The sequence below is a fragment of the Delftia deserti genome (assembly GCF_042653485.1).
Classification (GTDB): domain Bacteria; phylum Pseudomonadota; class Gammaproteobacteria; order Burkholderiales; family Burkholderiaceae_C; genus Comamonas; species Comamonas acidovorans.
Genome location: NZ_JBHSIH010000001.1, coordinates 4,122,436 through 4,146,919, shown reverse-complemented (window position 1 = coordinate 4,146,919; position 24,484 = coordinate 4,122,436). Strand labels below are relative to the sequence as shown.

The 24,484-nt window shown below is 67.6% G+C and carries 21 protein-coding genes; 11 read left to right on the top strand and 10 right to left on the bottom strand.

The features are described 5' to 3' along the window. Positions 1 to 297: 297 nt before the first annotated feature. Entirely contained in the window at positions 298 to 3,720 is a 3,423-nt protein-coding gene (locus tag ACFPFG_RS19855) for a hypothetical protein (protein WP_380107936.1), read from the bottom strand. Between the two features lie 984 nt (positions 3,721 to 4,704). Here ACFPFG_RS19855 and ACFPFG_RS19850 point away from each other — a divergent pair. After that, the gene (locus ACFPFG_RS19850) at positions 4,705 to 6,363 is read left to right on the top strand and encodes a YifB family Mg chelatase-like AAA ATPase (protein WP_312373685.1); all 1,659 of its coding nucleotides are present in this window, start codon (positions 4,705 to 4,707) and stop codon (positions 6,361 to 6,363) included. Here ACFPFG_RS19850 and ACFPFG_RS19845 read toward each other — a convergent pair. After that, on the bottom strand, positions 6,358 to 7,275 hold the full coding sequence (locus ACFPFG_RS19845) for a LysR family transcriptional regulator (protein ID WP_380107934.1): 918 nt from the start codon (positions 7,273 to 7,275) through the stop codon (positions 6,358 to 6,360). The genes ACFPFG_RS19850 and ACFPFG_RS19845 overlap by 6 nt on opposite strands. Before the next feature lie 102 nt (positions 7,276 to 7,377). Between ACFPFG_RS19845 and ACFPFG_RS19840 the strand changes: the two genes are divergently transcribed. After that, on the top strand, positions 7,378 to 8,580 hold the full coding sequence (locus ACFPFG_RS19840) for a YbfB/YjiJ family MFS transporter (protein ID WP_183021261.1): 1,203 nt from the start codon (positions 7,378 to 7,380) through the stop codon (positions 8,578 to 8,580). 34 nt (positions 8,581 to 8,614) lie between these two features. Next, positions 8,615 to 9,685, top strand: coding sequence for an NAD(P)H-dependent flavin oxidoreductase (locus ACFPFG_RS19835; protein WP_380107932.1), 1,071 nt, complete (start codon positions 8,615 to 8,617; stop codon positions 9,683 to 9,685). Positions 9,686 to 9,689: 4 nt separating this feature from the next. On the opposite strand, the gene metC is transcribed toward ACFPFG_RS19835, so the two are convergent. From metC to ACFPFG_RS19815, 4 genes are all read right to left on the bottom strand, one after another. Then, a complete protein-coding gene (gene metC / locus ACFPFG_RS19830) occupies positions 9,690 to 10,919 on the bottom strand; it encodes a cystathionine beta-lyase (protein ID WP_312373677.1) in 1,230 nt (409 codons plus the stop codon). Then, positions 10,919 to 11,917 (bottom strand): Bug family tripartite tricarboxylate transporter substrate binding protein, encoded by a 999-nt coding sequence (locus ACFPFG_RS19825; RefSeq protein ID WP_063327748.1) that lies wholly within the window; start codon positions 11,915 to 11,917, stop codon positions 10,919 to 10,921. The genes metC and ACFPFG_RS19825 overlap by 1 nt, the downstream gene beginning before the upstream one ends. 191 nt (positions 11,918 to 12,108) lie before the next feature. Next, positions 12,109 to 13,680, bottom strand: coding sequence for a rhodanese-like domain-containing protein (locus ACFPFG_RS19820; protein ID WP_380107930.1), 1,572 nt, complete (start codon positions 13,678 to 13,680; stop codon positions 12,109 to 12,111). Between the two features lie 131 nt (positions 13,681 to 13,811). After that, the gene (locus ACFPFG_RS19815; RefSeq protein ID WP_380110302.1) at positions 13,812 to 14,348 is read right to left on the bottom strand and encodes a cysteine dioxygenase family protein; all 537 of its coding nucleotides are present in this window, start codon (positions 14,346 to 14,348) and stop codon (positions 13,812 to 13,814) included. Between the two features lie 162 nt (positions 14,349 to 14,510). On the opposite strand from ACFPFG_RS19815, the gene ACFPFG_RS19810 reads away from it, so the two are divergent. The 4 genes from ACFPFG_RS19810 (at position 14,511) to ACFPFG_RS19795 (ending at position 17,824) form a co-directional block, all read left to right on the top strand. Then, a complete protein-coding gene (locus ACFPFG_RS19810) occupies positions 14,511 to 15,371 on the top strand; it encodes a LysR substrate-binding domain-containing protein (RefSeq protein WP_183021256.1) in 861 nt (286 codons plus the stop codon). A 139-nt stretch (positions 15,372 to 15,510) separates the two neighbouring features. Beyond that, on the top strand, positions 15,511 to 15,837 hold the full coding sequence (locus ACFPFG_RS19805; protein WP_183021255.1) for a DUF3649 domain-containing protein: 327 nt from the start codon (positions 15,511 to 15,513) through the stop codon (positions 15,835 to 15,837). Next, complete coding sequence (locus ACFPFG_RS19800) at positions 15,834 to 17,546, top strand: PepSY-associated TM helix domain-containing protein (protein ID WP_380107928.1); 1,713 nt, start codon at positions 15,834 to 15,836, stop codon at positions 17,544 to 17,546. Before ACFPFG_RS19805 ends, ACFPFG_RS19800 begins: the two co-directional genes overlap by 4 nt. Further along, positions 17,543 to 17,824 carry a DUF3325 domain-containing protein gene (locus ACFPFG_RS19795; RefSeq protein ID WP_183021253.1) on the top strand — a complete coding sequence of 94 codons (282 nt, stop codon included), beginning with the start codon at positions 17,543 to 17,545 and terminating at the stop codon, positions 17,822 to 17,824. The genes ACFPFG_RS19800 and ACFPFG_RS19795 overlap by 4 nt, the downstream gene beginning before the upstream one ends. A 17-nt stretch (positions 17,825 to 17,841) precedes the next feature. Here ACFPFG_RS19795 and ACFPFG_RS19790 read toward each other — a convergent pair whose 3' ends face one another. Further along, the gene (locus ACFPFG_RS19790; protein WP_034397753.1) at positions 17,842 to 18,633 is read right to left on the bottom strand and encodes an SDR family NAD(P)-dependent oxidoreductase; all 792 of its coding nucleotides are present in this window, start codon (positions 18,631 to 18,633) and stop codon (positions 17,842 to 17,844) included. A gap of 93 nt (positions 18,634 to 18,726) precedes the next feature. Here ACFPFG_RS19790 and ACFPFG_RS19785 point away from each other — a divergent pair, with 93 nt between their 5' ends. From ACFPFG_RS19785 to ACFPFG_RS19770, 4 genes are all read left to right on the top strand, one after another. Beyond that, positions 18,727 to 19,662, top strand: a complete 936-nt coding sequence (locus ACFPFG_RS19785; RefSeq protein WP_380107925.1) for a LysR family transcriptional regulator — start codon at positions 18,727 to 18,729, stop codon at positions 19,660 to 19,662. 260 nt (positions 19,663 to 19,922) lie between these two features. After that, entirely contained in the window at positions 19,923 to 20,696 is a 774-nt protein-coding gene (locus ACFPFG_RS19780; RefSeq protein ID WP_183021251.1) for a ferredoxin--NADP reductase, read from the top strand. 44 nt (positions 20,697 to 20,740) lie between these two features. Continuing rightward, entirely contained in the window at positions 20,741 to 21,547 is an 807-nt protein-coding gene (locus ACFPFG_RS19775) for an IclR family transcriptional regulator (RefSeq protein WP_197954473.1), read from the top strand. A gap of 125 nt (positions 21,548 to 21,672) precedes the next feature. Continuing rightward, positions 21,673 to 22,446, top strand: coding sequence for an SDR family oxidoreductase (locus ACFPFG_RS19770; protein ID WP_183021249.1), 774 nt, complete (start codon positions 21,673 to 21,675; stop codon positions 22,444 to 22,446). 92 nt (positions 22,447 to 22,538) lie between these two features. Here ACFPFG_RS19770 and ACFPFG_RS19765 read toward each other — a convergent pair whose 3' ends face one another. The 3 genes from ACFPFG_RS19765 to ACFPFG_RS19755 all read right to left on the bottom strand — a co-directional run bounded on the left by ACFPFG_RS19765 (position 22,539) and on the right by ACFPFG_RS19755 (position 24,467). Continuing rightward, positions 22,539 to 22,838, bottom strand: a complete 300-nt coding sequence (locus tag ACFPFG_RS19765; protein WP_013800141.1) for a HigA family addiction module antitoxin — start codon at positions 22,836 to 22,838, stop codon at positions 22,539 to 22,541. Between the two features lie 42 nt (positions 22,839 to 22,880). After that, positions 22,881 to 23,162 carry a type II toxin-antitoxin system RelE/ParE family toxin gene (locus tag ACFPFG_RS19760; protein WP_197954472.1) on the bottom strand — a complete coding sequence of 94 codons (282 nt, stop codon included), beginning with the start codon at positions 23,160 to 23,162 and terminating at the stop codon, positions 22,881 to 22,883. A 129-nt stretch (positions 23,163 to 23,291) separates the two neighbouring features. Next, entirely contained in the window at positions 23,292 to 24,467 is a 1,176-nt protein-coding gene (locus ACFPFG_RS19755) for an ABC transporter substrate-binding protein (protein WP_183021248.1), read from the bottom strand. Positions 24,468 to 24,484: the final 17 nt, after the last annotated feature.

The window sequence follows — 24,484 nt, the reverse complement described above, 5'->3', positions numbered from 1 at the left end:
CGGTCGGGGCCCGGGCAACTGTGCAGCTGCGTCCACCTGGCAGCCGCGACCAGAGAGGGTGCGGGACACGGGCTTGGCCGCCTGCGGTTTGATAGCCTGCAGCAGGGGCGCAGCCTCCAGCTTTTGCTCCGGCATCGGCCGGCTATGCGGCTCTGTGCCATCTTGCGGCGCGGCGGCCAGGGAGGCCAAGGGGCTCAAGGCCAGCAGCAGCCCCAGCCGGGGCAACCAGTTGACAGGCCGGCTACCGCGCGATGAATGGATATGCGTTGATGTCATGGCGTTTCTCCTCCTGTGCCCTCAGTCCACCACACGTCGCTGCGCCACTTGGCGACGACCCAGATAGATGTGTTCCTTGCGCTCCACGCCAGGTACCAGCGTCTGCAGCAACAGGCCTTGCTGGCCATGCAGGTACTGCGTCGTTCCCGCGGCATCGCTTGTCTGCACGCGCATGTTGTCCCCGTCGTAGGTGTGCGCAGTGGGCACGGCGGCCGTGCAGGCGATGCAGCGCAGGTTGTTGGCCCGGTCATGGCCAAATGTCAAGACTCCATCGTCCTTGACGTTACCGGCAGAGTCGTACTGGTATGCACGGCTTAGACCGCCGCCTGAAACACCTGTGAGCAGCCCCGAGGTTGCGGCATAGGAGTAGGTACGCAGCGATCCCGGTTGGGCCACATGGGTGATGTTCCCAAACCCGTCGTAGAAATACTCCCGGTATCCGCCTACGTCGTTGTCCAGTGTGAGTCGGTTGAGCTTGTCGTACTCGAAGTAGCGCGAATATGCGGAGTCCGCCGAATCGTTGATGCCGGTGAGATTGCCCACCGGGTCATACGCATAGGTACTGTCAATGAAACTGCTTCCGGCACGCGCCATCTTGAGGCCGGCAGGCCACTGGCGATCATTGACGCTCATGGTGGACACAACGCCGTTGGCATAGTGAAGCTCACTGGGCATGCCGTTGGGATGGTAGTGAACCTGGTTCACATAGGGCAGCACGGCACGGGCCCTGCCAAACGCATCCGGGCTGTACTGCACTTTGTGCCCCGAGGGATAGGTGATGCTGGCCAGTGCTTCGCTGGAGTTGTAGGTGTATGAGACCTGCTGGGTGGCGCCCCCCATCGCCAGCTCTTCTGCAATCAGATTGTCTCCGTCGTCGTAGTCGAATCCGCGCACGACACCGCCACCGCTGATGCCTGTCACAAGGTCGTTGCCGTTGTATGTGCGCGTGACACCAGATGCATTGGGAACGCCGGGCTGCTCGGAACTCGGGTACGTGATGCCTGTCAGGCGATTTCGGCCATCGTAGGCATAGGTTGTTGCGGGCTGGGTGCCTATGCTCTTGCTGGTCATGTTGCCCAGCGCGTCGCGTCCGAGCACCGTCGTGCCAGTTTCAGGATCAGCGCGTGGAACCAGGTAGTAGCGACTGTCGTAGCCGTAGGTTCGTGCCTTGCCTCCCATCGTGGCCGTCGTCATCTGCCCCAGCAGGTCACGGGTCATGGCCACGTCGTAGTCCACATACATGCCCTGGGCGGATATTTCCCCGGCAAGCGAGCGCACGGCGTGCTGCTCCTGCGGGTTGCCAAAAGCGCGGAACCACACGAGCGATGCCCGGTTCGTGGTGTCGTAGCGAAGCACCTGCAGGCTGTCGTAGAAGGTCTCCTCAATGACATTGGCGGAGTTGGTGCCCACGGGGTTGCCGTGCAGCGTCTGTACCACCCGCCCCAGTGTGTCATAGCGAAACCCCGTTCCCTTGGAGCTGTTCGGATAGGACTGGTAGAGGCGCCGCCCCAGCATGTCATAGCTGAAGTCGACCCAGATGGGCGTCTCCCCTGCCGCACTGACCTCGCGGCGCAGCTGGCGACCCAGCCCATCAAACGTGGCTTTGTCCGTCATCCCCCCTCGCTGCACCTGGCGGGTCGTAGCGCCCCAGGTGATCGAGATGGGGGTGCCGATGGGCTTTGTGATGGACGTCGGACGATTCAGCCCATCGTAGGTGTACGTTGTCGTTTTGCCGCGCCCGTTGGTGATCGATGTGACATTGCCCGCAGCATCGACGTTTCGTGAAATAGCCACGCCTTCTGGCTGCGACTCGCTGCGGGGGATGCCTCGCAGGTAGCTGTTGTACGTTGTCACCTGCCCCTTGGCATTGGTGGTGGTGTGTACGTCACCTGTGCTGTGATAGGTGAAGGAGGTCGGCACGCCGGCAACCGTTTGCGACTGCAGATTGCCGTTGCCATCGAACTGCCGCGTGGTGGCATGGGTCTGAGCCCCTACCGTCACCAACGCATTGCTCACCTGGCGCAACAACCACTTGCTTGTGTTGACGTTGTGGGTCAACTCGGTCTGCCGGGTGTAGGTCCGGTCATTGTTCGTTCCGGTTTCATCGATGAAGGAAGGATTTCCCCACTCGTCATGGCCGGACCTCGAGATCACAAACGTCTCGCCTGGCCGGAAGCGGTACTGTTCACGGACGATCGCCGCAGCAGGATAAAAGTAGCTGTTCGAGAAATAGTTGGCCACCACGTCCTGCTGCTCGGAGATCGGCACGGATGCGTAGCCGAAAAGCGTGTTTTCCGACTCGCTGACGCTGCCCATCAGCAGGCCCACGTCCGTCGGGACCACGCGCACGGAATGCACGCCCAAGTGGAAGTGCTCCGTCGCTTTGCCCAGCGGATCCGTCACGGTCGTCACATTCACCTGTGAGCGCACATCGGGCGGTACCCCATAGGTATAGGTGTATTGCGATCCATTGACCGTATAGGGCAGCTCGTCGGTCGCCACTTCATACGTCCAGTTCCATGTGCCGGACTTGCCATCTGGCGTATTGGTACTGGCGGTTTTGCTGGAGACAACGGTGCTGTTTCCGCTGCGTGTTGTTCCTGCCCTGAAATCCACATGGCTGTAGACATAGTCGATGGTGGCCCCGCCGGGGTACCCGATACGGCTCATCGAACCTGTGCCGGGCGTCCCTGTCCGGTAGGCGTACGTCCACGAAAGGCCATCGGGCCGCTGCACGCGATTCAGTTGCACATGCCCCGCCGATCCTGCACCCACCGTGTACTGCCATACCTGGTTGGACAAGGTGTCCGTGATGCTGGCCAAGGTCGATCCGCTGTATGCAAACGAGACGGAGCGTCCATCGCTGGTGGTGATCTGGCTCAGTGCATAGACGCCAATCGGCAAAAAGTTGTAGCTCAGGTTGAACCAGTTGCCATTGCGATCAACGATCCGCCCCGCATAGAACGTTCGCTGCAGGCTGCCCGGCTCGCCGAAAGAATGCCCCATCGCTGTCATTTCGTACGTGGTGCCATCGGGAGACTGCACATGCAAAAATCCACTGTGGCACTTGGCACGCCAGAAGTCCTTGGTAAGCCAGGTGGGCGTACTGGCACCGGCCTCGTAGTACTCATACAGGATCTGCCGGCTCCCGTCGGGCAACTCCAGCACGGGATTGGCCGCAGCCGAGGCCCAGGATGCAGAGCAGATGGCTTTGTTGGCCCCCCGGATCACCCTCCCCATATGCATGGTCCAGCCCAATCCAATGGGGCTGTACTCATAGCTTGCCCAGTTAGCGGGCGTCGCCAGAGGATCGTCAATGCTGTTGTAGCTTCTCCGAATGGCCAGATCCATACCGCCATTTCCAGGAAGGAGCAAGTCAGTGAAGTGGTACTGGAGCTTTCCTGTGAAGGTATTGATCAGCTCATTGGTGGACTGGGCTTCCACGCCCTGTGCGCGAGGCAGTCCCTTTTGTTGGAAAAAATCGGGAATGCTGGGAAGGCTGGTGTCATTGGACCCTTGCGCAAACGCACCTGACATACAGAAAAAAGGTGGCACAGCCAAGGAGCATGGCGGACTTGATCAACCGCCGTGTCTCCAAGACACGCCGATGGAGTGCAGCTACACCCTCAAAACGCCCGAAAACTCTCATTCGATTCAACATCTTTCCTCCCTGCGAAAGCATCAATGGCCTGCCAAGACAACATGGAATCGCACTGCGCCTTCTACAAAGACGTGAAGTATTGGCATGGGAATTAATTACATTCAAAGACAACACCACATCCAATTCGACATTCAAAGATCGAATTGGATGGCATGCGAATCAATGATGGAGTCTCCATAAACGATGGAGGTGCTGAGGACATGACTGTTTTTTTTGAATCTGGCCATGCGCCAAAGCATTGTTCCTCTTAAACCTGTACCAGCACGAATAACCACGACTCGAAGTCAGGAATTAAAACCAATGCGCCGGAAGATAGAGACGATAAATTGATAGCAACCGAATCCCTCGAGCCATTCATCTCCACGCATTGGCATGTCGCAAGTGATGTCTATCAAGAATTACGCTGGCACACCACTCTTTTCTTTGCAAATGAGATCATCTCTTCCTGGTAAGGAATGACAACGGATACGCCTTCTATTCCCGCTCTCGAAAGCGAATGATGAAGGCGAGTGATTGACTGGTCAGAAAACAAGTGTTTTCACAGAGGAGGCCGGTACCCGCACGATGCGGCAGTCGAGCAAGACTCATCCAGGAAAGATCAGGCTGTTCTGATTTTTGCGGCGCGGGCATCGGACTATTCTGAGATTGCCGCGATAGCGCCCCCACCCCACCGCACCCTGGCCATACTGGCCCACCGAGGCCGCAGCACCGCTGGCGGCCTCTTCCTTTGTGTCTGGCTTTGTGTCTGTCGTTTCTGCGAGGTGCCCATGGGTCTGGCCCTGGTTCAAAGTCGTGCGCTGCTGGGGCTGGCCGCCCCACGTGTCACCGTGGAAGTGCATCTGGCCAACGGCCTGCCGTCGTTCACGCTGGTGGGTCTGGCCGATGTCGAGGTCAAGGAAGCGCGTGAACGCGTGCGCTCGGCGCTGCTGAATTCCGGGCTGGAGTTCCCTAGCAACAAACGCATCATCGTCAACCTGGCACCCGCCGACCTGCCCAAGGATTCGGGGCGCTTCGACCTGCCGATTGCGCTGGGCATTCTTGCGGCCAGCGGGCAGATCAATGGCGATGCGCTGGCCGACTACGAATTCGCGGGCGAGCTGTCGCTGTCGGGCGCGCTGCGGCCCGTGCGCGGCGCGCTGGCCACGGCCCTGGCCCTGCACCGCCAGCAGGACGGCGCCCGCCTGGTCCTGCCACCGGGCAGCGCGCAGGAGGCGGCCTTCGTGCCATCGGCCCAGGTGTTCTGCGCGCACCACCTGCTGGACGTGGTGCGCCGCTTCATCACACGCTCGGCCAATGCCCTGGTGCAGGCGGAGCAGGAAACGGACGGTGCCGACGACACTGGCAACGGCGAGGATGCCGATGGCGCCCATGACATCGACAGCACCGACAGCACCGACGATCTGCCGGCAGCCAGCGATGCCCGGCCCTGCCCCGGCCCGGGCTGGCATGCGGTGCAGCCGCAGCCCGCCGTCGCCGTGCGCAGCAGCCTGGACCTGGCCGAGGTGCGCGGCCAGGCACAGGCGCGGCGCGCGCTGGAAATCGCTGCGGCCGGAGGCCACGGCCTGCTGCTGGTGGGGCCGCCGGGCTCGGGCAAGTCCATGCTGGCCCAGCGCTTTGCCGACCTGCTTCCGCCCATGAGCGATGACGAGGCGCTGGAGGCCGCCGCCATCGCCAGCCTGGCCGGCCGCTTCACGCCCGAGCGCTGGCGCCAGCGTCCCACGGCCAGCCCGCATCACACGGCCAGTGCCGTGGCCCTGGTCGGAGGAGGCTCGCCACCGCGCCCCGGCGAGATTTCGCAGTCCCACCACGGCGTACTCTTCCTCGATGAATTCCCCGAGTTCGCACGCAGCGCGCTGGAGGCGCTGCGCGAGCCGCTGGAGACCGGCCAGATCACCATCGCCAGAGCCGCCCAGCGCTGCGAATTCCCCGCGCGCTTTCAGCTCGTCGCGGCCATGAATCCCTGCCCCTGCGGCCATTGGGGGTCGACGGTGCAGCGCTGCCGCTGCACGCCCGACAAGGTGGCGCGCTACCAGGCGCGCATCAGCGGCCCGCTGCTGGACCGCATCGACCTGCATGTGGAAGTCGGCGCCCTGCCCCCGCAGGAGCTGCTGGCCGCGCGCTCGGGCGAAACCAGCGAGGCCGTGCGCGAGCGCGTGGTCCAGGCCCGCACGCTGGCCCTGCAGCGCCAGGGCAGCGCCAACCACCAGCTCCAGGGCCAGGCCCTGGACGACCACCTGGGCCTGTCGCCCGAGGCCCTGGCCTTCGCCCACAAGGCCGCCGCACGCCTGGGCTGGTCGGCCCGCAGCACCCACCGCGCGCTCAAGGTGGCGCGCACCATTGCCGACTTGGCCGGCAGCGCGGCAGTGGAGACCGGGCATGTGGCGGAGGCCATGCAGTATCGGAGGGTGTTGCGGTTGCCGTCATGAGCCGGCAGGCACCAGGCCTTGCGCATCGACAGCCGCAACCTCCTGGTCGATCCCCAGCACCTCCACGCACGCACGCAGCGCAGGCGACCAGCCCTGGCGCGCGGGCACGACGAACCAGGTTTCCACGCGGGCGACTTCCTGGGCGAGTGCGCCGGGCAGGGCCGTGATGTGCACGCCGAAGCGGTGCTGCTGGGCCTGGACCACGCTGCGCGGCAGCAGGCCGTAGCCCATGCCGGCGGCCACGCAGCCGAGGATGGCGTCCAGCGATCCCATTTCCATGATGCGTGCGGCCACGCCGCGCGCGGCCAGCAGCAGCTCGATGCGCTGGCGGTAGCTGCAGCCCTGGCGGAAGGCCAGGAAGGGCACGGCGCTGAGCTGGGCGGCATCGGGAAAGCGCGGCAGCGCGAAGGCGGTGACCAGGACCAGTTCCTCCTCGAAGACGCGCCAGCCCTGCAGGCGGGACTGGGGCGGCATGCCCGAGACGAAGGCGCAGTCCAGCCGCCCGGCAAGCGGGTCGGCCAGCAGCTCGGCCGTGGTGGCCGTGCGCAGCTCCAGGTCCAGGCCGGGCTGGGCCTGGTGCAGGCGCGCCAGCAGCGGCGGCAGGCGCAGCGCGGCCGTGGTTTCCATGGAGCCTATGCGCAGCGCGCCTGCGGCCCGGGCGCTGCCCTGCAGCAGGGCCAGCGCCTCGTCATGGTCGGCCAGCATGCGCCGCGCGTATTGCTCCAGCAGGCGGCCGGCAGGCGTGGCGTGCACGGGCGCGCTGCGCTCCAGCAGTTGCACGCCGGCCTCGTCCTCGAGCTTTTTCACATGGGCCGTCACGTTGGACTGCACGGTGTGCAGTTGCTGCGCGGCGGCGCCGAAGCTGCCGCTGTCGCAGACGGCCAGGAACATGCGCAGGGACTTCAGTTGCATCGCGGCTCCAGTGACATCCATCTTCAATCGAGATCGACGCCATCATTTTGAATCATTGGACATGATGGGCGGCAGCGCCTAATGTATGCCCATCCTCCCCGCATGGCGCCCACTCCCGTGATCCAACGCAACGAAACTTCCCTGCTGCTGACCGGCTTCATGGCCACGCTCAGCGGCGTCGGCCTGGCGCGCTTTGCCTACACGGCGCTGATGCCGCAGATGGTGCATGCCGGCTGGTTCAGCGGCGAGCAGGTGGCCTACCTGGGCGCGGCCAACCTGCTCGGCTATCTGATCGGGGCGCTGGCCGCCGCGCCGCTGGCCGAACGCCTGGGCGCGCTGCGCGTGCTGCTGTGGTGCTGGGTGGCCCTGGCGCTGAGCTTTGCGGCCTGCGCCTGGCCGCTGCCCATGCCCTGGTTTTTTGCCTGGCGCTGCATCTCGGGCATTGGCGGCGCCATCCTGATGGTGCTGGGCCCCTCGGTGGCCCTGGCGGCCACGCCCGTGCAGCGGCGCGCGGCGCTGGGGCCGCTGATGTTCTGCGGCATAGGTGCCGGCGCCCTGCTGTCGGCCACGCTGATACCGCTGCTGGCGCGCCAGAGCCTGGGCGCCGTCTGGTGGGCGCTGGCGGCGGTCTGCGCCTGGGCCGGCTGGCTGGGCTGGCGCCATGTGCGGCGGCTGCCGGTGCCTGCGCCCATCGCCATCACGCCCCATGCCCCACCTGCCCGTGCCGCCCCCCTGTGGACGCTGCCCGTGGTGCTGGTGATGCTGGCCTATATGACGGACGCCTTCGGCTTTGTGCCGCACACGGTGTTCTGGGTGGACTACCTGGCGCGCGAGCTGCAGTTGGGCGATGCCTACGCCTCCACGCAGTGGGCCGTGTTCGGCCTGGGCGCCATTGCCGGGCCGCTGGTGGCCTCGCTGTGCGCCACGCGCTTTGGCTGGTGGGGCACGACCACGGGCGCCTATGCGGTCAAGACCCTGGCCATTGCCATGCCGCTGTTCTGGGTGGGATTTGCGGGTCATGCGACCTCGTCCTTTCTGGTGGGCGCGCTGTCGCCGGGCATGGCGGCCATTACCTCGGGCTACCTGATGCAGCTGATCGGCCCCGTGCAGCACAAGCGCATGTGGGGCTATGCCACGGCGGCCTTTGCGCTGATGCAGGCCGTGTCGGGATATTTCATGGCCTGGAGCTATGCGGGCCTGGGCTCGTACCAGCGCCTGTTCGTCATCGGCAGCGTGTCGCTGCTGCTGGGCACGCTCATGATCGCCGCCAGCCGCGCCAGCGCGCGCCGGCAGGCCGCCGCATGAGTGCGTGGATTCGAGACAGGAAACAAGGAGTCGTATGAGCACCGCAAAGACCGCGTGGATGGCCCGACTGGGCATGCGCCATCCCATCATCCAGGCCCCCATGGCCGGCACATCCACGCCCGCGCTGGCGGCTGCCGTCACCGATGCGGGCGGCCTGGGCTCGCTGGGCATTGGCGCCAGCGGCACGGAGCAGGCGCGCCAGCAGATCGTGCAGACGCGCGCGCTGACCTCGGGCGCCTTCAACGTGAACCTGTTCTGCCACCGGCCGGCCCGGGCCGATGCGCAGCGCGAGGCCGCCTGGCTGACCCATCTGGCGCCCGAGTTCGCGCGCTTCGGCGCCAAGCCGCCCGCCACGCTCAACGAGATCTACGCCACCGCCGTCGGCAACGCGGCGCTGCAGGCCATGCTGCTGCAGGAGCGGCCTGCCGTGGTGAGCTTTCATTTCGGGCTGCCTGAGCAGGGCTTCATCGACGCGCTGCGCGCGGCCGGCATCGTGACCCTGGCCAGCGCCACGTCGCTGGACGAGGCGCGCCAGGTGGAGCAGGCCGGCGTCGATGCCATCGTGGCCCAGGGCGTGGAGGCCGGGGGGCACCGCGGCACGTTCGATCCCGCGCAGGACCGCATGATGGGCACCTTCGCCCTGGTGCGCGTGCTGGCGCGCAACACGACCCTGCCGGTGATCGCGGCCGGCGGCATCATGGACGGCGAAGGCATTGCGGCCGCGCTGGGCCTGGGCGCCTGTGCGGCGCAGCTGGGCACGGCCTTCATCCTCTGCCCTGAATCGTCCGCCAGCCCGGCCTACCGTGCCGAGCTGCGCAGCGAACGCGCCCACCACACAGGCATCACCGCCGCCATCTCGGGCCGGCCGGCGCGCGGCATGGTCAACCGGCTGCATGCGCTGGGCGCCAGCCATGGCCAGGCCCTGCCCGACTACCCGCGCGTCTACGACGCAGGCAAGGCCCTGCACCAGGCGGCCTCGGCCCAGGGCAGCTCCGACTACGCAGCCCACTGGGCCGGCCAGGGTGCGCCGCTGGCGCGCGAGATGCCGGCCGCCGCGCTGGTGCAGACGCTGGCCGGCGAACTGGCGCGCGCTCAGAGGGCCTGATCGCTCAGGCAGGCATGTCGAGCGCCGCCAGCCCCTGCTCCAGGTCGGCAATGAGGTCGCGCGGCGACTCCAGGCCGATGTGCAGGCGCACCACGGGCCCGCGCGCACTCCAGTCGGTGACGCTGCGCGCCTGCGCCATGTGCGCGGCCGTCGCCAGGCTCTCGTAGCCGCCCCAGGAGGCGCCGATGCCGAAGAGGCGCAGGCCGTCGATGAAGCGGTCCACGGCGGCCTCGGCGGTGCCGGGCTGCAGCTCCAGCGACACCAGGCCGTTGGTGCCCTGGCAGTCGCGCAGCCACAGCGCATGGCCGGGATGCGTGGGCAGCGCGGGGCAGAACACGGTGGCCACGGCCGGGTGCTGCTGCAGCCAGTGCGCCACCTCCAGCGCATGCGCCTCGTGCATCTGCAGCCGCGCGGCCAGCGAGCGCATGCCGCGCAGCACCAGCCAGGCATCGTCGGGGCTGACCGCCATGCCGAAGGCGTCGCAGCGCGCGGCCAGCGGCTCCCAGGCGGCCTCGGTGGTGGCCACGGTGCCCATCATCACGTCGGAGTGGCCCGACAGGTACTTGGTGGCCGCCATCACCGAGACATCGGCCCCCAGCGCCAGCGGCCGGTACTGGCAGCCCGACCCCCAGGTGTTGTCGGCCACGACCAGGGCGCCGCGCGCATGGGCCATGGCCGCCAGCGCGGGCAGGTCGCACATCTCGTAGACCAGGGAGCCCGGGCATTCGGCATAGACCATGCGGGTGTTGGGGCGCATGCGCGCCTGGGCGTCGCTGCCATCGGCCGCGAAGAAGTCGTACTCGATGCCGTAGGGCCGCAGCCATTGCACGGCCAGGTGGCGCACGGGCTGGTAGGCGCTGTCGGTCAGCAGCACATGGTCGCCGGGGCGCAGGTAGCTGAGCAGGGCCATGCCGATGGCCGCCAGGCCCGTGGGCAGCAGCCGCGTGCGGTGGGCGCCTTCCAGCTCGCTGACGGCGTCTTCCAGCGCAAAGCCGGTGGGCGTGCCGCGCGCGCCGTAGCTGAAGATGCGCTCGCCAGCGCGGCGCTCGCGCATCTCGCGCTGCTGTGCCGTGCTCTCGAACAGCACGGTGCTGGCGCGCACCAGGGGCGGGTTGACGGCCGTGCCGCCCGCATAGGCCGGGCGCTTGCCCGCATGCAGCAGCCGGGTCTGCAGGTCCAGCGCGGGGGCGCCAGAGGCCGATGATCCAGGCACGGGGGCGTGTTCGGCAGCCATCAGTCGATCTTCGCGCCCGAGAGCTTGACCACGCGCGACCAGCGCTCCATGTCCTGGCGCAGCTGGGCGGCAAAGGCCTCGGGCGTATTGGCCACGACTTCGCTGCCGCCATCGACGACCAGCTTGGTCACTTCCGGCAGTTGCAGGGTGCGCACGATGGCGTCGTGCAGATAGGCCACGCGCTCAGGCGGCGTGCCGGCGGGGGCGAAGAAGCCGTACCAGTCCTCGAAGCGCGCATTGCGCAGGCCCAGTTCCTCCAGCGTGGGCACCTTGCCGAACACGCCGATGCGGCGCGGGCTGGTGACGGCCAGTGCGCGCACCTGGCCCGCCTGGATCATGCCGGCCACGGACGAGGTGGAGGTGATCAGCACATCGACCTGCTGGCCCAGCAGATCGTTGATGGCCGGCCCCGCGCCCTTGTAGGGCACATGGGTCATGGGCACGCCGTTTTCCTTGGACAGCACCACGCCCACAAGGTGCGACAGCGTGCCGTTGCCGGGCGTGGCATAGGTGACGCGGCCCGGCTCGCCCTTGCTGCGCGCCACCAGGTCGGCAAAGCTCTTGAGGGGCGAGGCCGAGGCCACCACGATGGCCAGCGGCGCCGCGTTGATCTGCGTGATGGGCACGAAGTTCTTGAGCGGATCGAAGCCCGGCGCGCTGTAGAGCGCGGGGTTCACCGCCATCAGCGAGACCTGGCCCGTGAGCACGGTGTAGCCATCGGGCTTGGCCTCGGCCACGGCCTTGGCGCCGATGTTGCCGCCCGCACCGCCCCGGTTTTCCACCACGGAGGGCTGGCCCGTGGCCTCGGTCAGCCGCGTGGTGACCCAGCGTGTGCTGGCGTCGTTGCCGCCGCCCGGCGGGAAGGGCGAGATGAAGCGGATCGGCTGGGCCGGATAGCCGTTGCGCGCAGCCAGCGGCTCGGCCGTGGCCTGCGAGAGCATGGCCAGGGCCGCGAGGCCGGCGGCCAGCATCCTGGCCAGGGTGGGGATTGCGAACATGTCTTGTCTCCTGTCGGTATGTGATCTGATTTATGTCGCTCTACGACAAGTCAGCGATATATGGCGCTGCCTTTGCAACTGACGTGACTTTGGCCAGGGGCACCAAGCAAGGGCCGCCCCCGCAGCGAGGGTGCCGTCCCCCTCCCGCGCAGCGAGAGAGGGGGAAGCGGCGAAGCCGCTCAGGGGGAGCTTCATGCACTCGGCAGGCGGAAGGCGGCCAGTTCCTGCGCGTCCAGTTGGGGCACCAGGCCCGTCTCCCAGGCCAGGTAGCGGCGTGCCGCTTCCTTGTTGCCGTCGTGGCGGTCGTGCACGAAGAACAGGTAGTCGATGCACTCGACATCGGTGGGGCTGTCGGGCGTTGCCTCGACGGGCAGGCCGGCCTGCTGCCATGCGGCCAGGCCGCCTTCCAGCAGCAGCGGCGCGGCGCCTTGCAGCTCCAGTGCGGCCCATTGCGCCATGCCGGGCTCGTCGGCCACCAGCACGATCTGGCGCGTCTCGCCGGCAAGGTCTCTGGCAAGGCACGGGCGAATGGACCAGCGGGCCCCGGCGATGTGGCCTGCGCGGTACTTCATGCCCGCGCGCAGATCGACCACGGCCACCTCGCCCTGGCGCATGCGCTCGTGCAGGGCCTGCGCCGTGATGCCTGCCAGTGCGGGGACCTGGGGCGGCTGGGCCGGCGACAGGTCCAGGCCGCTTTGCAGGCCGCCCCGCAGCACGCAGGCGTCATGGCCGAGCTGGCGCAGCCAGCTGGCCACCACGGGGGCGCGCACGCCATCGCTGTCGAACAGCACCAGGCGCGCACCGCGCACGCCCACGTACTGGTCGCCGGCCTGCATGAGCTGGCCGCCGGGCGTGTGCTGGGCGCCGGGCAGCGAGCCGGCCTTGAATTCCTCGGGCGTGCGCACATCGCACAGGAACAGCGTGCGCTCCGCGTCACGGCTCCAGGCGCGCACGGTGTCGGCATCGACCTCGGGCACATCGAAGCGTTCGGCCAGGGCGCGGGCCTGGGCTTGCAGCGCGCTGCTGGCCGAGTCGTCGCCATAGCGGTGCGTGCCGCCGTGCTCCAGCGGCAGGTCGGCCAGGTACCAGCCCTGGGTGCCGTTCTCCAGCGCGTAGACGGGGTTGGGAATACCCAGGTTGATCAGCGTCTGCGCGCCGATGATGGAGCGCGTGCGGCCCGCGCAATTGACCACGATGGGCGTGGCCGCATCGGGCACCAGGCGGCTCACGCGCAGCGCCAGCTCGCCATTGGGGCAGCAGATGGCGCCGGGGATGTTCATCTTGTGGAACTCGGAGACGGGCCGGCCGTCCAGCACCACCAGGGGCAGGCCCGCCGCCTGGCGCGCCGCCAGCTGCTGGGCCGTGATGCGCGGCGTGCCATAGGCGTGTTCGGCCAGTTCGCCAAAGGTCTTGGAGGGCAGGTTCACGCCGGCGAACAGCGTGTAGCCCGCAGCGCTCCAGGCCTTGGCACCGCCTTCGAGCACGGCGACCTGGGTATAGCCCAGGGCTTGGAGGCGGCGCGCGGCACGCTCGGCCACGCCCGCGCTGGCATCGCCCTCGCCACCGTCGTAGGTGACGACGCGCACCTGCCTGCGCGGCACCAGGCGGGGCACATCCAGCTCCAGCCGGCTGTAGGGCAGGGGCGTGGCGTAGAACAGGTGCGACTCGCCGTACTGGCCGTGCTCGCGCACGTCGAGCAGCGCGATCTCCTGGCCGTCGTGCAGCCAGGATTTGAGGGTGTGGGCGTCAATGGATGCGGTCATTGCATGCGGTCCGGGAAAAAGATCGGCAAGGAATTTCGGGCAAAGCCGTGCCACGCGCGCCCCGTGGGGCGCGCTGCGGCATGGACAGTGAAAAGGCAGGAAGCGAAAGGCAGCGGCCGGAAGGCCGGGGCTCAGCGGCGCGTCTGCACGCCGATGGCCATGGTGTGGCAGGTGCCGGTGGCCAGGTCGTAGCTGGTGCGCTCGTTGAGCGTCTCCAGCGCGCGGCCGTACATGTGCAGGTGGCGGATGACCTGCTCGCCCTGGATCTCCACGGAGTGGATGTCCTCGGGCATGAGGGCGATGCCCTGGCCTGGTGCGACCACCACGAGTTCCGTCTCGCGCAGCGTGCCCTTGCCGGGGACGGAGCCGTCGTCGGTGCGCTCGTAGACGCGGTTGTGCTCCGTGCCTTCCACGGCGGCAATGCAGGCCCAGGTCGTGTGGTTGTGCGGCACGATGCGCTTGCCCGGGCGCATGACGTTGAGGTACAGCGCATAGCTCTGGTCGGCGTCCTCGGCGATCAGGTAGCGCGCCTGGTGCTCGCCCTGCTCGGGTGCAGCGTAGTCGGCCTGCTGCCAGAAGTCGCGGCGCGCGGCCAGGCCCAGCAGTTGCTGGAGCACGGCGTCCAGGCTGGCGCGCGTGGCCGCGTCCTCGCCAATGGCCTGCTTCATGTGGTCGATGGCCGCTGTCACGGCGGCGCTGCGCTGTTCGGTGATGGTGTTGGTGATGGTGTCCAAAGGGGGCTCCTTGTCGTCGTCGAAGTCCACTGTAGTGAGGCGCCCGGCCCGCAACAATCCACGCATGCCCAATAAATACTTCAATAAAATTGAAGTATGGAGACGCTTGACCTGGACCTGCTGCGCACCCTGGCCGCAATTGCCAGCCACGACAGCTTTGCCGCCGCCGCCGTGCAGATGGGGCGCACGCAATCGGCCATCACCCAGCAGATGCAGCGGCTGGAGGAGAAGATCGGCCACGCGCTGTTCGAGAAGCAGGGCCGGCAAAAACGCCTCACCGATCATGGCCAGCGCCTGCTGGGCTATGCGCGCCACATGCTGGCCATCCACGACGAGGCCCTGCGCAACCTGCAGCACCGCCAGGTGCAGGGCCTGGTGCGCATCGGCGCACCCCACGACGCGGCCGACAACATGCTTCCGCCCGTGCTGCAGGAGATCGCGCTGAACTTTCCCGGCATGCAGATCGACATCCATGTGGGGCGCAGCCCGTTCCTGATGGAGTCGCTCAGGCAGGGCGAGCTGGACCTGGCCATCTCCAACCGGGAGGATGAGGGCTTCGAGGGCTTTGCGCTGCGCTCCACGCCCACGGTGTGGCTGTGTGGCGCGGGCTACGCCCATGACCCGGGCAAGCCCGTGCCCCTGGTCATGGCCGACGGGCCCAGCATCTTCCGCCGCCTGGGCTGCGACGCGCTGGATGCGGCCGGCATCGCCTGGACGCCGCGCCACACCTGCACCAGCCTGGTGGGCATACGCGCGGCGCTGCGCGCCGGCCTGGGCGTGACGGCGCGCGGCGTGGAGCAGCTCGACCCGGGCCTGCGCGTGCTGGGCGCGGGCGACGGCATGCCGCCATTGCCGGACCTGGTCTATCGCCTGTACATCCGCAGCCACGTGATCAGCCCCGTCACGCGCCAGATCTTCGAGAACCTGCAGGCACGCATGCGGCTGCCGGCCGGCTGAGGGACGGCTGATGGACGGCTGGGGACGGCAGGCGTGCGGCTTGCCAGCGCTGCTTGTAATGGGACTTATTCTCAAATAACATCCGCGCCACCGCCGCCCCCTCTGTCGGCGTTTTTCGAGCCTTTCCAGGCCCCGTGCCATGCCATCTCCCACTCTTGCCCGCACCCATGACTGGTTCCGTGACTGGTTCCGTGACTACTGGCCGCTGATCTCCCGCATCCTCGCCGCGCTGTTTGGCGGCTACGCCGTGGCGGCGCTGGCCAGCGTGGCCGTGCTGGCCCTGCCCGCAGACCGCACGCAGGCGGCGATCTCGGGCACCTTGCTGAGCTTTGCCGTCTATGCGGGCGCGGTGATCTGGGTGTTTGCCGTGCGCAGCGCCTGGCGCGCCTGGGCCGGCCTGCTGGTCGCCGCCCTGGTGCTGGCGCCCGTCGCATGGTGGACCTGGGGCAAGGGGCTGGGCGCATGAACACGAACACCACGAACACCACGGACACCACGAACACGGCCGGCAAGCCCGCCAAGGCCGCGAAAGCCGCCAAGGCGCCCGGCATACGCCAGACCATGTCCGACCTGCACACCTGGGTCGGCCTGCTGCTGGGCTGGTTCCTCTACGCCATGTTCCTCACGGGCACGGTGAGCTATTTCAGGAACGAGATCACGCAGTGGATGCAGCCCGAGCAGCCGCACCAGAGCCAGGCGAGCGAGCCCGCGCTCGTGGCCCAGCGGATCGGCGACGCCATGGCGCATGTGGCGCCGCAAAGCCCGCAATGGCTGATCAACCTGCCCGATGCGCGCAGCACGGTGGCCACGGTGTTCTGGAGCCCGCCGCAGACCGAAAAGGGCGCCAGGCGCCGCTTCGAGAACGGCCGCTTCGACCCGGCCACCGGCACGCGCCTCGAAGGCCCGGTGCGCGAGACGCGCGGCGGCGAGTTCTTCTACCGCTTCCACTTCCAGTTCCACTACATGCCCGTGCTCTGGGGCCGCTATCTGGCGGGGCTGTGCGCCATGTTCATGCTGGTGGCCATCGTCAGCGGGGTGATCACGCACAAGAAGATCTTTGCCGACTTCTTCACCTTCCGCTGGGGCAAGGGCCAGCGCTCCTGGCTGGACGCGCACAACGCGCTGTCCGTGCTGGGCCTGCCCTTTCACCTGATGATCACGTACACCGGGCTGGTGACGCTGGCCTTGATGTACATGCCCTGGGCCAGCCTGGCTACCACCATGACGCCGGAGCAGCGCGTGGTGGCCGGCCAGCAGCTCAGTGCCTTTGTTCCCGCAGGCAAGCCCTCGGGCCAGGCCGCGCCCCTGGCACCGCTGGCCGACATGGTTCGCCAGGCCGAGCAGCGCTGGGGCGCGGGCCAGGTGGAACGCCTGAACGTCAACCTGCCCGGCGATGCCAATGCGCGCGTGACCGCCATCCGCGGCGAGAACGGCCGCGTCTCCATCAGCCCGCAGTTCATGATGTTCGACGGCGTCAGCGGCCAGCTGCTGCAGGCACAGGACAGCGTGGGCGCCGCCGCCGAGACGCGCGGCGTGCTCTATGCGCTGCACATGGGCCGCTTCGGCGACCTGCCCACGCGCTGGCTGTACTTCATCGTCAGCCTTGCGGGCACGGCCATGGTGGGAACGGGGCTGGTGCTGTGGAACGTGAAGCGGCGCAGCAAGCTGCCCGATCCGGAAAGGCCGCATTTCGGCTTCCGGCTCGTGGAACGGCTGAACATCGCCACCATCGCCGGCCTGTCCATCGGCATGGCCGGCATGCTCTGGGCCAACCGCCTGCTGCCGGTGGAGATGGCCCAGCGCGCCGAGTGGGAGGTGCACACCATGTTCATCGCCTGGGGCGCCACCCTGTTCTGGGCGCTGGGCCGGCCCGCCAAGCGGGCCTGGATCGAGTTGCTGTGGGCCGGCGCCGCCGCCCTGGCCCTGCTGCCCGTGCTCAACGCGCTGACCACGGATCGCGGCCTCTTGGCCAGCCTGCGCGCGGGCGACTGGGTGTTCGCCGGCATGGACCTCATGCTGCTGGCCCTGGCCGCACTGCATGCCCATCTGGCCCTGCGCACCCAGCGCCACCAGCCCAAGGCCAAACCGGTGCGCGCCGCCCGGCCCGCGCCCAAGGCAGCCGCCACTGCAGCAGCCGCCACGGCAGCGGCCGCCGCAGCGGAGACCAGCGCATGAGCATGGCCCACCTGTTCTGTCAGCTGCTGGCCCTGGGCGCCTTCGCCTGCCTGGCCCTGGCCATGGACCGCCACCAGAGCGACCTGTTCGGCAAGGAACTGCCACCCGCCCGCACCCGGCGCCTGCGCGCGGCCGGCTGGGTGCTGCTGGCGCTGTCGCTGTGGGCGGCGCTGCAGGTGGAGCCCTGGTCGCTGGGGCTGGTGTCCTGGTTCGGCCACATCGCGGCCGCAGCGGCCATCGTGCTGCTGTCCATGGTGGCGCGCGAGCGCCTGCGCTGACGACCCTCCCGGCGCCTTCAGAGGAACATGCCGCCCGAGGCCTCGATGCGCTGGCCCTGCACCCAGCCCATGCCGGGCTGCAGCAGGGCGGCCATCACGGGGCCGATGTCGTCGGGCTGGCCCACGCGGCCCAGTGCCGTCTGGCTGGCCAGGGCGGCGCCGACCTGTGCATCGTCGCGCACGCGGCCGCCGCCGAAGTCCGTGGCGATCGCGCCCGGCGCCACCGTGTTGACGCGGATGCCGCGCGCCCCCAGCTCGCGCGCCAGGTAGCGCGTCAGCACCTCCACCCCGCCCTTCATGGATGCATAGGCCGCATAGCCGGGCTGGGTGAAGCGCGTGAGGCCGCTGGACAGGTGGATGATGCTGCCGCCGTCGCGCAGCAGGGGCAGCAGGTGCTGGCTCAGGAAGAAAGGCGCCTTCAGGTGGATGGCGACCAGCTCGTCGAACTGCGCCTCGGTGGTGGTGGCGAATGGCGCGTTGATGCCGATGCCGGCGTTGTGCACCAGCGCATCGAGGCGGTCGGCCTGCCAGGTATCGGCCAGCGCCTGGCGCACGCGGGCCGCAAAGTCCGCAAAGCCCGCGCTGCGCGCCACGTCCAGCTGCAGCGCGGCGGCACGGCCGCCCAGCGCCTCGATGGCGGCCACGGCGGCCTGGGCCTCGTCGGCACGCTCGCGGTAGGTCAGCACCACGTCCAAGCCCTGGCGCGCCAGGTGCTCGGCCGTGTTGCGGCCCAGGCCGCGGCTGCCGCCCGTGACGAGGACGATGCGGCGGGCGGCAGGGGAAGAAGCGGTCGAAGGAGAAGCTGTCATGGCGGACCTCGTTAGGTGGTTTGCAATGACGGCGACTGTATTGAAGGTGGATTTTTGGATAAATTGGCTGCTTCTGATTTATTTGTTCACCCGATGCAAACAATCAAGCTTCTGGAGCAGATGCAGATCTTCAGCCGCGTGGCCGAGATGGCCAGCTTCACGCGCGCGGCCGACAGCATGGGCCTGCCCAAGGCCAGCGTCTCCCAGGCCGTGCAGCAGCTGGAGGCGCGGCTGGGCACGCGGCTGCTGCACCGGACCACGCGGCGCGTGCAGCTCACCCAGGACGGCCAGGCCTGCTACGAGCGCTGCCAGGACCTGCTGGCCGACGTGGACGAGTTCCAGGGCCAGTTCCAGCAGGCCGGCGATGCGCCGCTGCAGGGCAAGGTCCGGCTGGACATGACCACGGGCCTGGCGCGCCATGTGGTCATGCCGCTGCTGCCCCGATTGCTGCAAAGTCATCCCGCACTGCAGCTGGAACTGAGCTGCACCGAGCGCCGCGTGGACCTGGTGCGCGAAGGCTTCGACTGCGTGCTGCGCCTGGGCCCCGTGGACGAGCCCGGCCTGGTGGCACGCCCGCTGGGCCTGCTGGCGCTGGCCACCTGCGCCAGCCCCGGCTATGTGCAGGCCCACGGGCTGCCCGCCACGCTGCAGGATCTGGGCGGTCACCGGCTGGTGCACTACCAGCGCACGCTGGGCACGCGGCCGCTGGGCTTCGAATACGAGGAGGATGACCAGCCCCGGTACCTGACGATGGCGGGCGCGCTCACCGTGAACAATGCCGAGGCCTATCTCGCGGCCTGCCAGGCCGGCCTGGGGCTGATCCAGGTTCCGCGCCTGGCCGTGCAGCCGCTGCTGGAGACGGGTGCGCTGATCGAGGTGCTGCCCCGCCACCCGCCGCCGCCCATGCCGCTGTACCTGATCTACGCCCAGCGCCGCCAATTGCCGCGCCGCGTGCGCGTGCTCATGGATTGGCTGGCCGAAGCGGTCCTGCCCTGGACGCTTGGCGCTGGCCCGGCCGCAAAGCCCTAGCGAGAGCTGCAGGGATTCAGCCAGCTTCATTTTGCTTATCACTAATCCGTATCAAGACAAAGGTTCGTGCCTGCCCCTTTTGACGCCATTTACCGGACAATAGCGAGCTTGCCCCGGTCACCGGCCGCCACGAAGCAGCGGCAACGCGCCCAGCGCGTCTGCCCCCTGTGCTTCCCGCCACCGCGTGCCTGCATGGCACTGACCTCTCATTGCAACGTCCCGGCGGGCACTGCCTGCCCCGAATTCACCGTATTGCCAACATGAGTGCTTTTCTTGAAGAACGCGTGCTGTCCGTCCACCACTGGACCGACCGCCTTTTCTCCTTCACCACCACCCGTGATACCGCGCTGCGCTTTTCCAACGGCCATTTCACGATGATCGGGCTGAAGGTCGATGGCAAGAACCTGCTGCGTGCCTACTCCATCGCCAGCCCCAACTACGAGGAGCACCTCGAGTTCCTGTCGATCAAGGTGCCCGACGGTCCGCTGACCTCGCGCCTGCAGAACATCCAGGTCGGCGACACCATCCTCGTCGGCAAGAAGCCCACGGGCACGCTGCTGATCGACTACCTGCTGCCCGGCAAGAACCTGTACCTGATCGGCACCGGCACGGGCCTGGCCCCCTGGCTGGCCGTGGCCCGCGATCCCGAGACCTACGAGCGCTACGAGAAGGTCGTCGTCGTGCATGGCGTGCGCCATGCCAGCGAGCTGGCCTACCAGGAGCTGTTCGAGAAGGAACTGCCCGAGCATGAATTCCTCGGCGAGATCGTCAAGGACAAGCTGGTCTACTACCCCACCGTGACGCGCGAGCCCTTCCGCAACCAGGGCCGCATCTCCAACCAGATCACGGACGGCACCTTCCCGCAGAACATCGGCCTGCCCGAGCTCAATCCCGAGACCGATCGCGTCATGCTGTGCGGCAGCCCCGCCATGCTGAACGAACTCAAGGAGCTGCTGGAGCACCGAGGCTTCAAGGAAGGCAACACCACCACGCCCGGCGACTTCGTGGTCGAGCGCGCCTTCGTCGAGAAGTAAAGCCCACGACACCCCGTGGCGGGGCGGCTGCCGATAATCGGCGCATGCCGCCCTCCCGCACCCCGCCGCCCCAGCCCGGCGACGATGACCGCAACTTCATCGTCGCCCTGGCGCGCGGCCTTGATGTCCTGTCCTGCTTTCGCTCCGGCGAAAAGCTGCTGGGCAACCAGGACATCGCCAGGCGCTGCGCACTGCCCAGGTCCACGGTCTCGCGCCTCACGCACACGCTGACCACGCTGGGCTACCTCATCCATGTGCCCGAAGAGGGCAAATACCGCCTGGGCACAGCCACGCTGGCCCTGGGCAGCGCCATGCTCTCGCGCCTGGACGTGCGCCAGATCGCGCGCCCGCTGATGCAAAAGCTGGCCGCCACCACCGATGCCGAGGTGGCCCTGGCTGCACGCGACCGGCACAACATGGTCTATATCGAGCACTGCCCCAGCGCGCGCTTCATGCACCGCGACCTGGACATGGGCTCGCGCATCCCCCTGGCAACCACGGCCGTGGGCCGTGCCTGGCTGGCCGCCAGTCCCGCATCCGAGCGTCAGCGCGCGCTGGACTACCTGCAATCGCACGCCCCGGAGCAATGGGCCGCCGCCCAGGCCCAGCTGCCGCTGTGGCCGGAGGCAGGCAGCCAGCCCCAGCCCTGGCTGTCGTGCTCGTTCGGCGACTGGCAGCCCGAGGTCAACGCCATTGCGCTGGCCTTCTCGCCGGGGCGCGGCCTGCCGCTGATGGCCGTCAGCCTGGGCGGACCCTCGCGCTTCGTCACGGCCGATGCGCTGCGCCAGGACGGTGTGCCCGCGCTGCAGCGCATGGTGCGGCGGCTGCAGCAGGACATAGACAGGGCCTGAACGCCTGTCCCGCAGGTGCCCGCGCGGTACCGCGCAGTAGCCAAGACGACAGCGTGCACGGTGCAGGCGCCCTAGCATGCAGGTGTTGCTCAACCACCAAAGACCCAAGCCAGGAGACACACAGCATGAGCGTGAAAGCATTGTTCGACCTCACGGGCAAGACCGCCCTGATCACCGGAGGCTCGCGCGGCCTGGGCCTGCAGATGGCCGAGGCGCTGGGCGAGATGGGCGCCCGCCTCGCCATCACGGCGCGCAAGTCCGACGAGCTTGCCGAGGCCAAGGCCCACCTGCAGGGCCTGGGCTACCAGGTCGAGACCTTCGCCAACGACCTGCAGAAGTTCGACACCATCCCCGCCCTGGTCGATGACGTGCTGGCGCGCTGCGGCGACATCGACATCCTCGTCAACAACGCCGGCGCCACCTGGGGCGCCAAGGCCGAGGAATACCCGGACGAGGCCTGGAACAAGGTCATGAACCTCAACGTCTCCGCACCCTTCTTCCTCACCCGCGAAGTGGCCAGGCGCGTGATGATCCCCAAGGGCCGGGGCAACGTGATCATCACCGCCTCGGTCGCGGCCTTCAAGGGCACGCCGCCCGGCATGAACACCGTGGCCTACAACACCTCCAAGGCGGCCGCCGTGCACCTGGCGCGCACCCTGGCCTCGGAATGGGGCCACTACGGCATCCGCGTCAACTCCATCTGCCCGGGCTTTTTCCCCAGCAAGCTGGCCAACGGCCTCATCGACAAGCTCGGCGACCAGCTCATCGCCCGCGCCCCGCTGCGCCGCATCGGCGGCGAGGAGGACCTCAAGGGCGCCGTGGTCTACCTGGCGTCCGATGCGTCTCGGCACATGACGGGGCAGGCGTTGGTGCTGGATGGTGGAGCGAGCTTGTTGTAAACAACGCAGCCCTGCAATGAGAAAGGCCCCTGTACCGCGGTGCAGGGGCCTTTCTTACTTGAGCCGCTGCGCAGCGACTCAGCATGTCTTCTTCAAGCCTGCAGGGCAAAGGGCTCGATGGACTCCAGGTCGTCGCCTATGGCCTCGCGCGCGATATCGGCGTCGTACTGGCTTTGCAGATTCATCCAGAACTCCACGGACGTGCCAAAGAAGCGCGCCAGGCGCAGCGCCGTATCCGCGGTGATGGAGCGGCCGTTCTTGACGATGGCCGCGATGCGTGTCTGCGGGACATGGATGGCCTGGGCCAGGCGGTATTGCGTCAAGCCCATGGGCTCCAGGAATTCAGTGGCCAGGATTTCGCCTGGCGTGGGGAGGTTCAAAGGTTTGTTCATGGTCAGCACTCCTGCGCCAGATCCAGGATCAACGCTTTCGCTTCAGTGGTAATCGACGATCTCCAGCTCACTCGGGCCTTCATGGGTCCACACAAAGCACACGCGCCACTGATCATTGATGCGGATGCTGTGCTGCCCCTTGCGATCTCCGTGCAGCGCCTCCAGCCGGTTTCCGGGCGGGACCCTCAAGTCCTGAAGCACATGAGCGGCATGCAGCATCCGAAGCTTGCGCAGCGCGACCACTTCAATGCTGCTCCACCGACGCACCCGCCTCTGCTGGAACAGTTGCTCGGTGTCGGGGCACTTGAATGACCGGATCGTCATGGAGGCAAATAATAACGCGTCGCGTCAGTAACGTCAAACGTGAGTACCAGGCAACTGAGTCCACAAGAAAGCGCCTGGGCCAGATCAAGCTGGCACCAGGCGCTTTCGGTCGAAAAACTGAGCGGCGCTCTACTTGTTCGCCACCGTCATCACCGCCTCAATCTTGCCGTCGCGCACAGCGGCGCCGCGTTCCGTGGTCAACGTGCCGCCGCGCTCATCCACCCCCTTGACGCCGCCGGGGTTCACGTCGGGGCGCAGGGATTTGTAGGCTTCGTCCAGCTTGGCGTGGATGGCCTTGGTGTCCGAGGCCGAGCCGGCCAGCTGCATGGCCTTGACGGTGGCGTGCACGGCCGTGTAGTTCCACTGCGCCTCCGAGCCCGGGATGCGGCCCGGGTAGACCTTGCCGAAGCGTTCGACGAAGGCCTTGTTCTCGGGCTTGGTGTCCTCGGAGACGGGCATGACGCCGATGGCGCCTTCCAGCGGCGCATAGCCGCCGACCACGCGCGCCATTTCGTCGAGCTTGGCCTGGTCCATGACCACGAAGCCGCCCTTGAAGCCCAGCTCGCGCGCCTGCTTGACGACCAGTGCCGTGGGCTCGGAGGCACCGCCCACGAAGAGCACGTCGGGCTTCTCGGCCAGGGCCTTGCTCACGCCGCTGTAGAAATCGGTGGCGCGGTTGTAGCTCATGGCGTTCTCGGCCACCACGGTGCCGCCCAGCTTTTCCCAGCCGGGCTTGAAGGCGGCGACCCAGGCCTTGGCGTAGTCGTGGTCGGCGCCCACCAGGGCCACCTTCTTGCCGAAGCGGCCCATCACGTACTTGGAGAACGGGTCGATGTACGAGGTGAACTCGGGCGGGATGCGCAGGGTCAGCTTGTTGCCCCGGTTGGTGATCTGCGGCACCGAGCTGTAGGCCAGCACGATGAAGTTGCTGCGCTCGTTGGTGGTCTGCAGCGCGAAGATGCCGCCCGAATGCGGCACCAGGATGGCCGCCGTCTTGTGCTGCTGCACCAGGCGCTGGGCGTTGATCGCGGTCTCGGACGGGTTGTACTTGTCGTCCAGCGGAACGATCTCGATCCTGACCTTCTTGCCGCCGATCTCGGGCGCTGCGGCATTGATCTCGGAAACGGCCATCTGCATGCCGTCGAGCACGTTCTTGCCGTACTGGGCAGCGCCGCCCGACAGCGGGCCGGAGTAGCCGATCTTGACCACCTCCTGCGCCAGCGCAGGGCCGGCGGCGGCCACGGCGGCGCAGGCCAGGGCCAGCGTGCCCACCCTGCGGCGGGTCAATGGTGCGAATGCTGTCATGTCTGTCTCCTTGGATA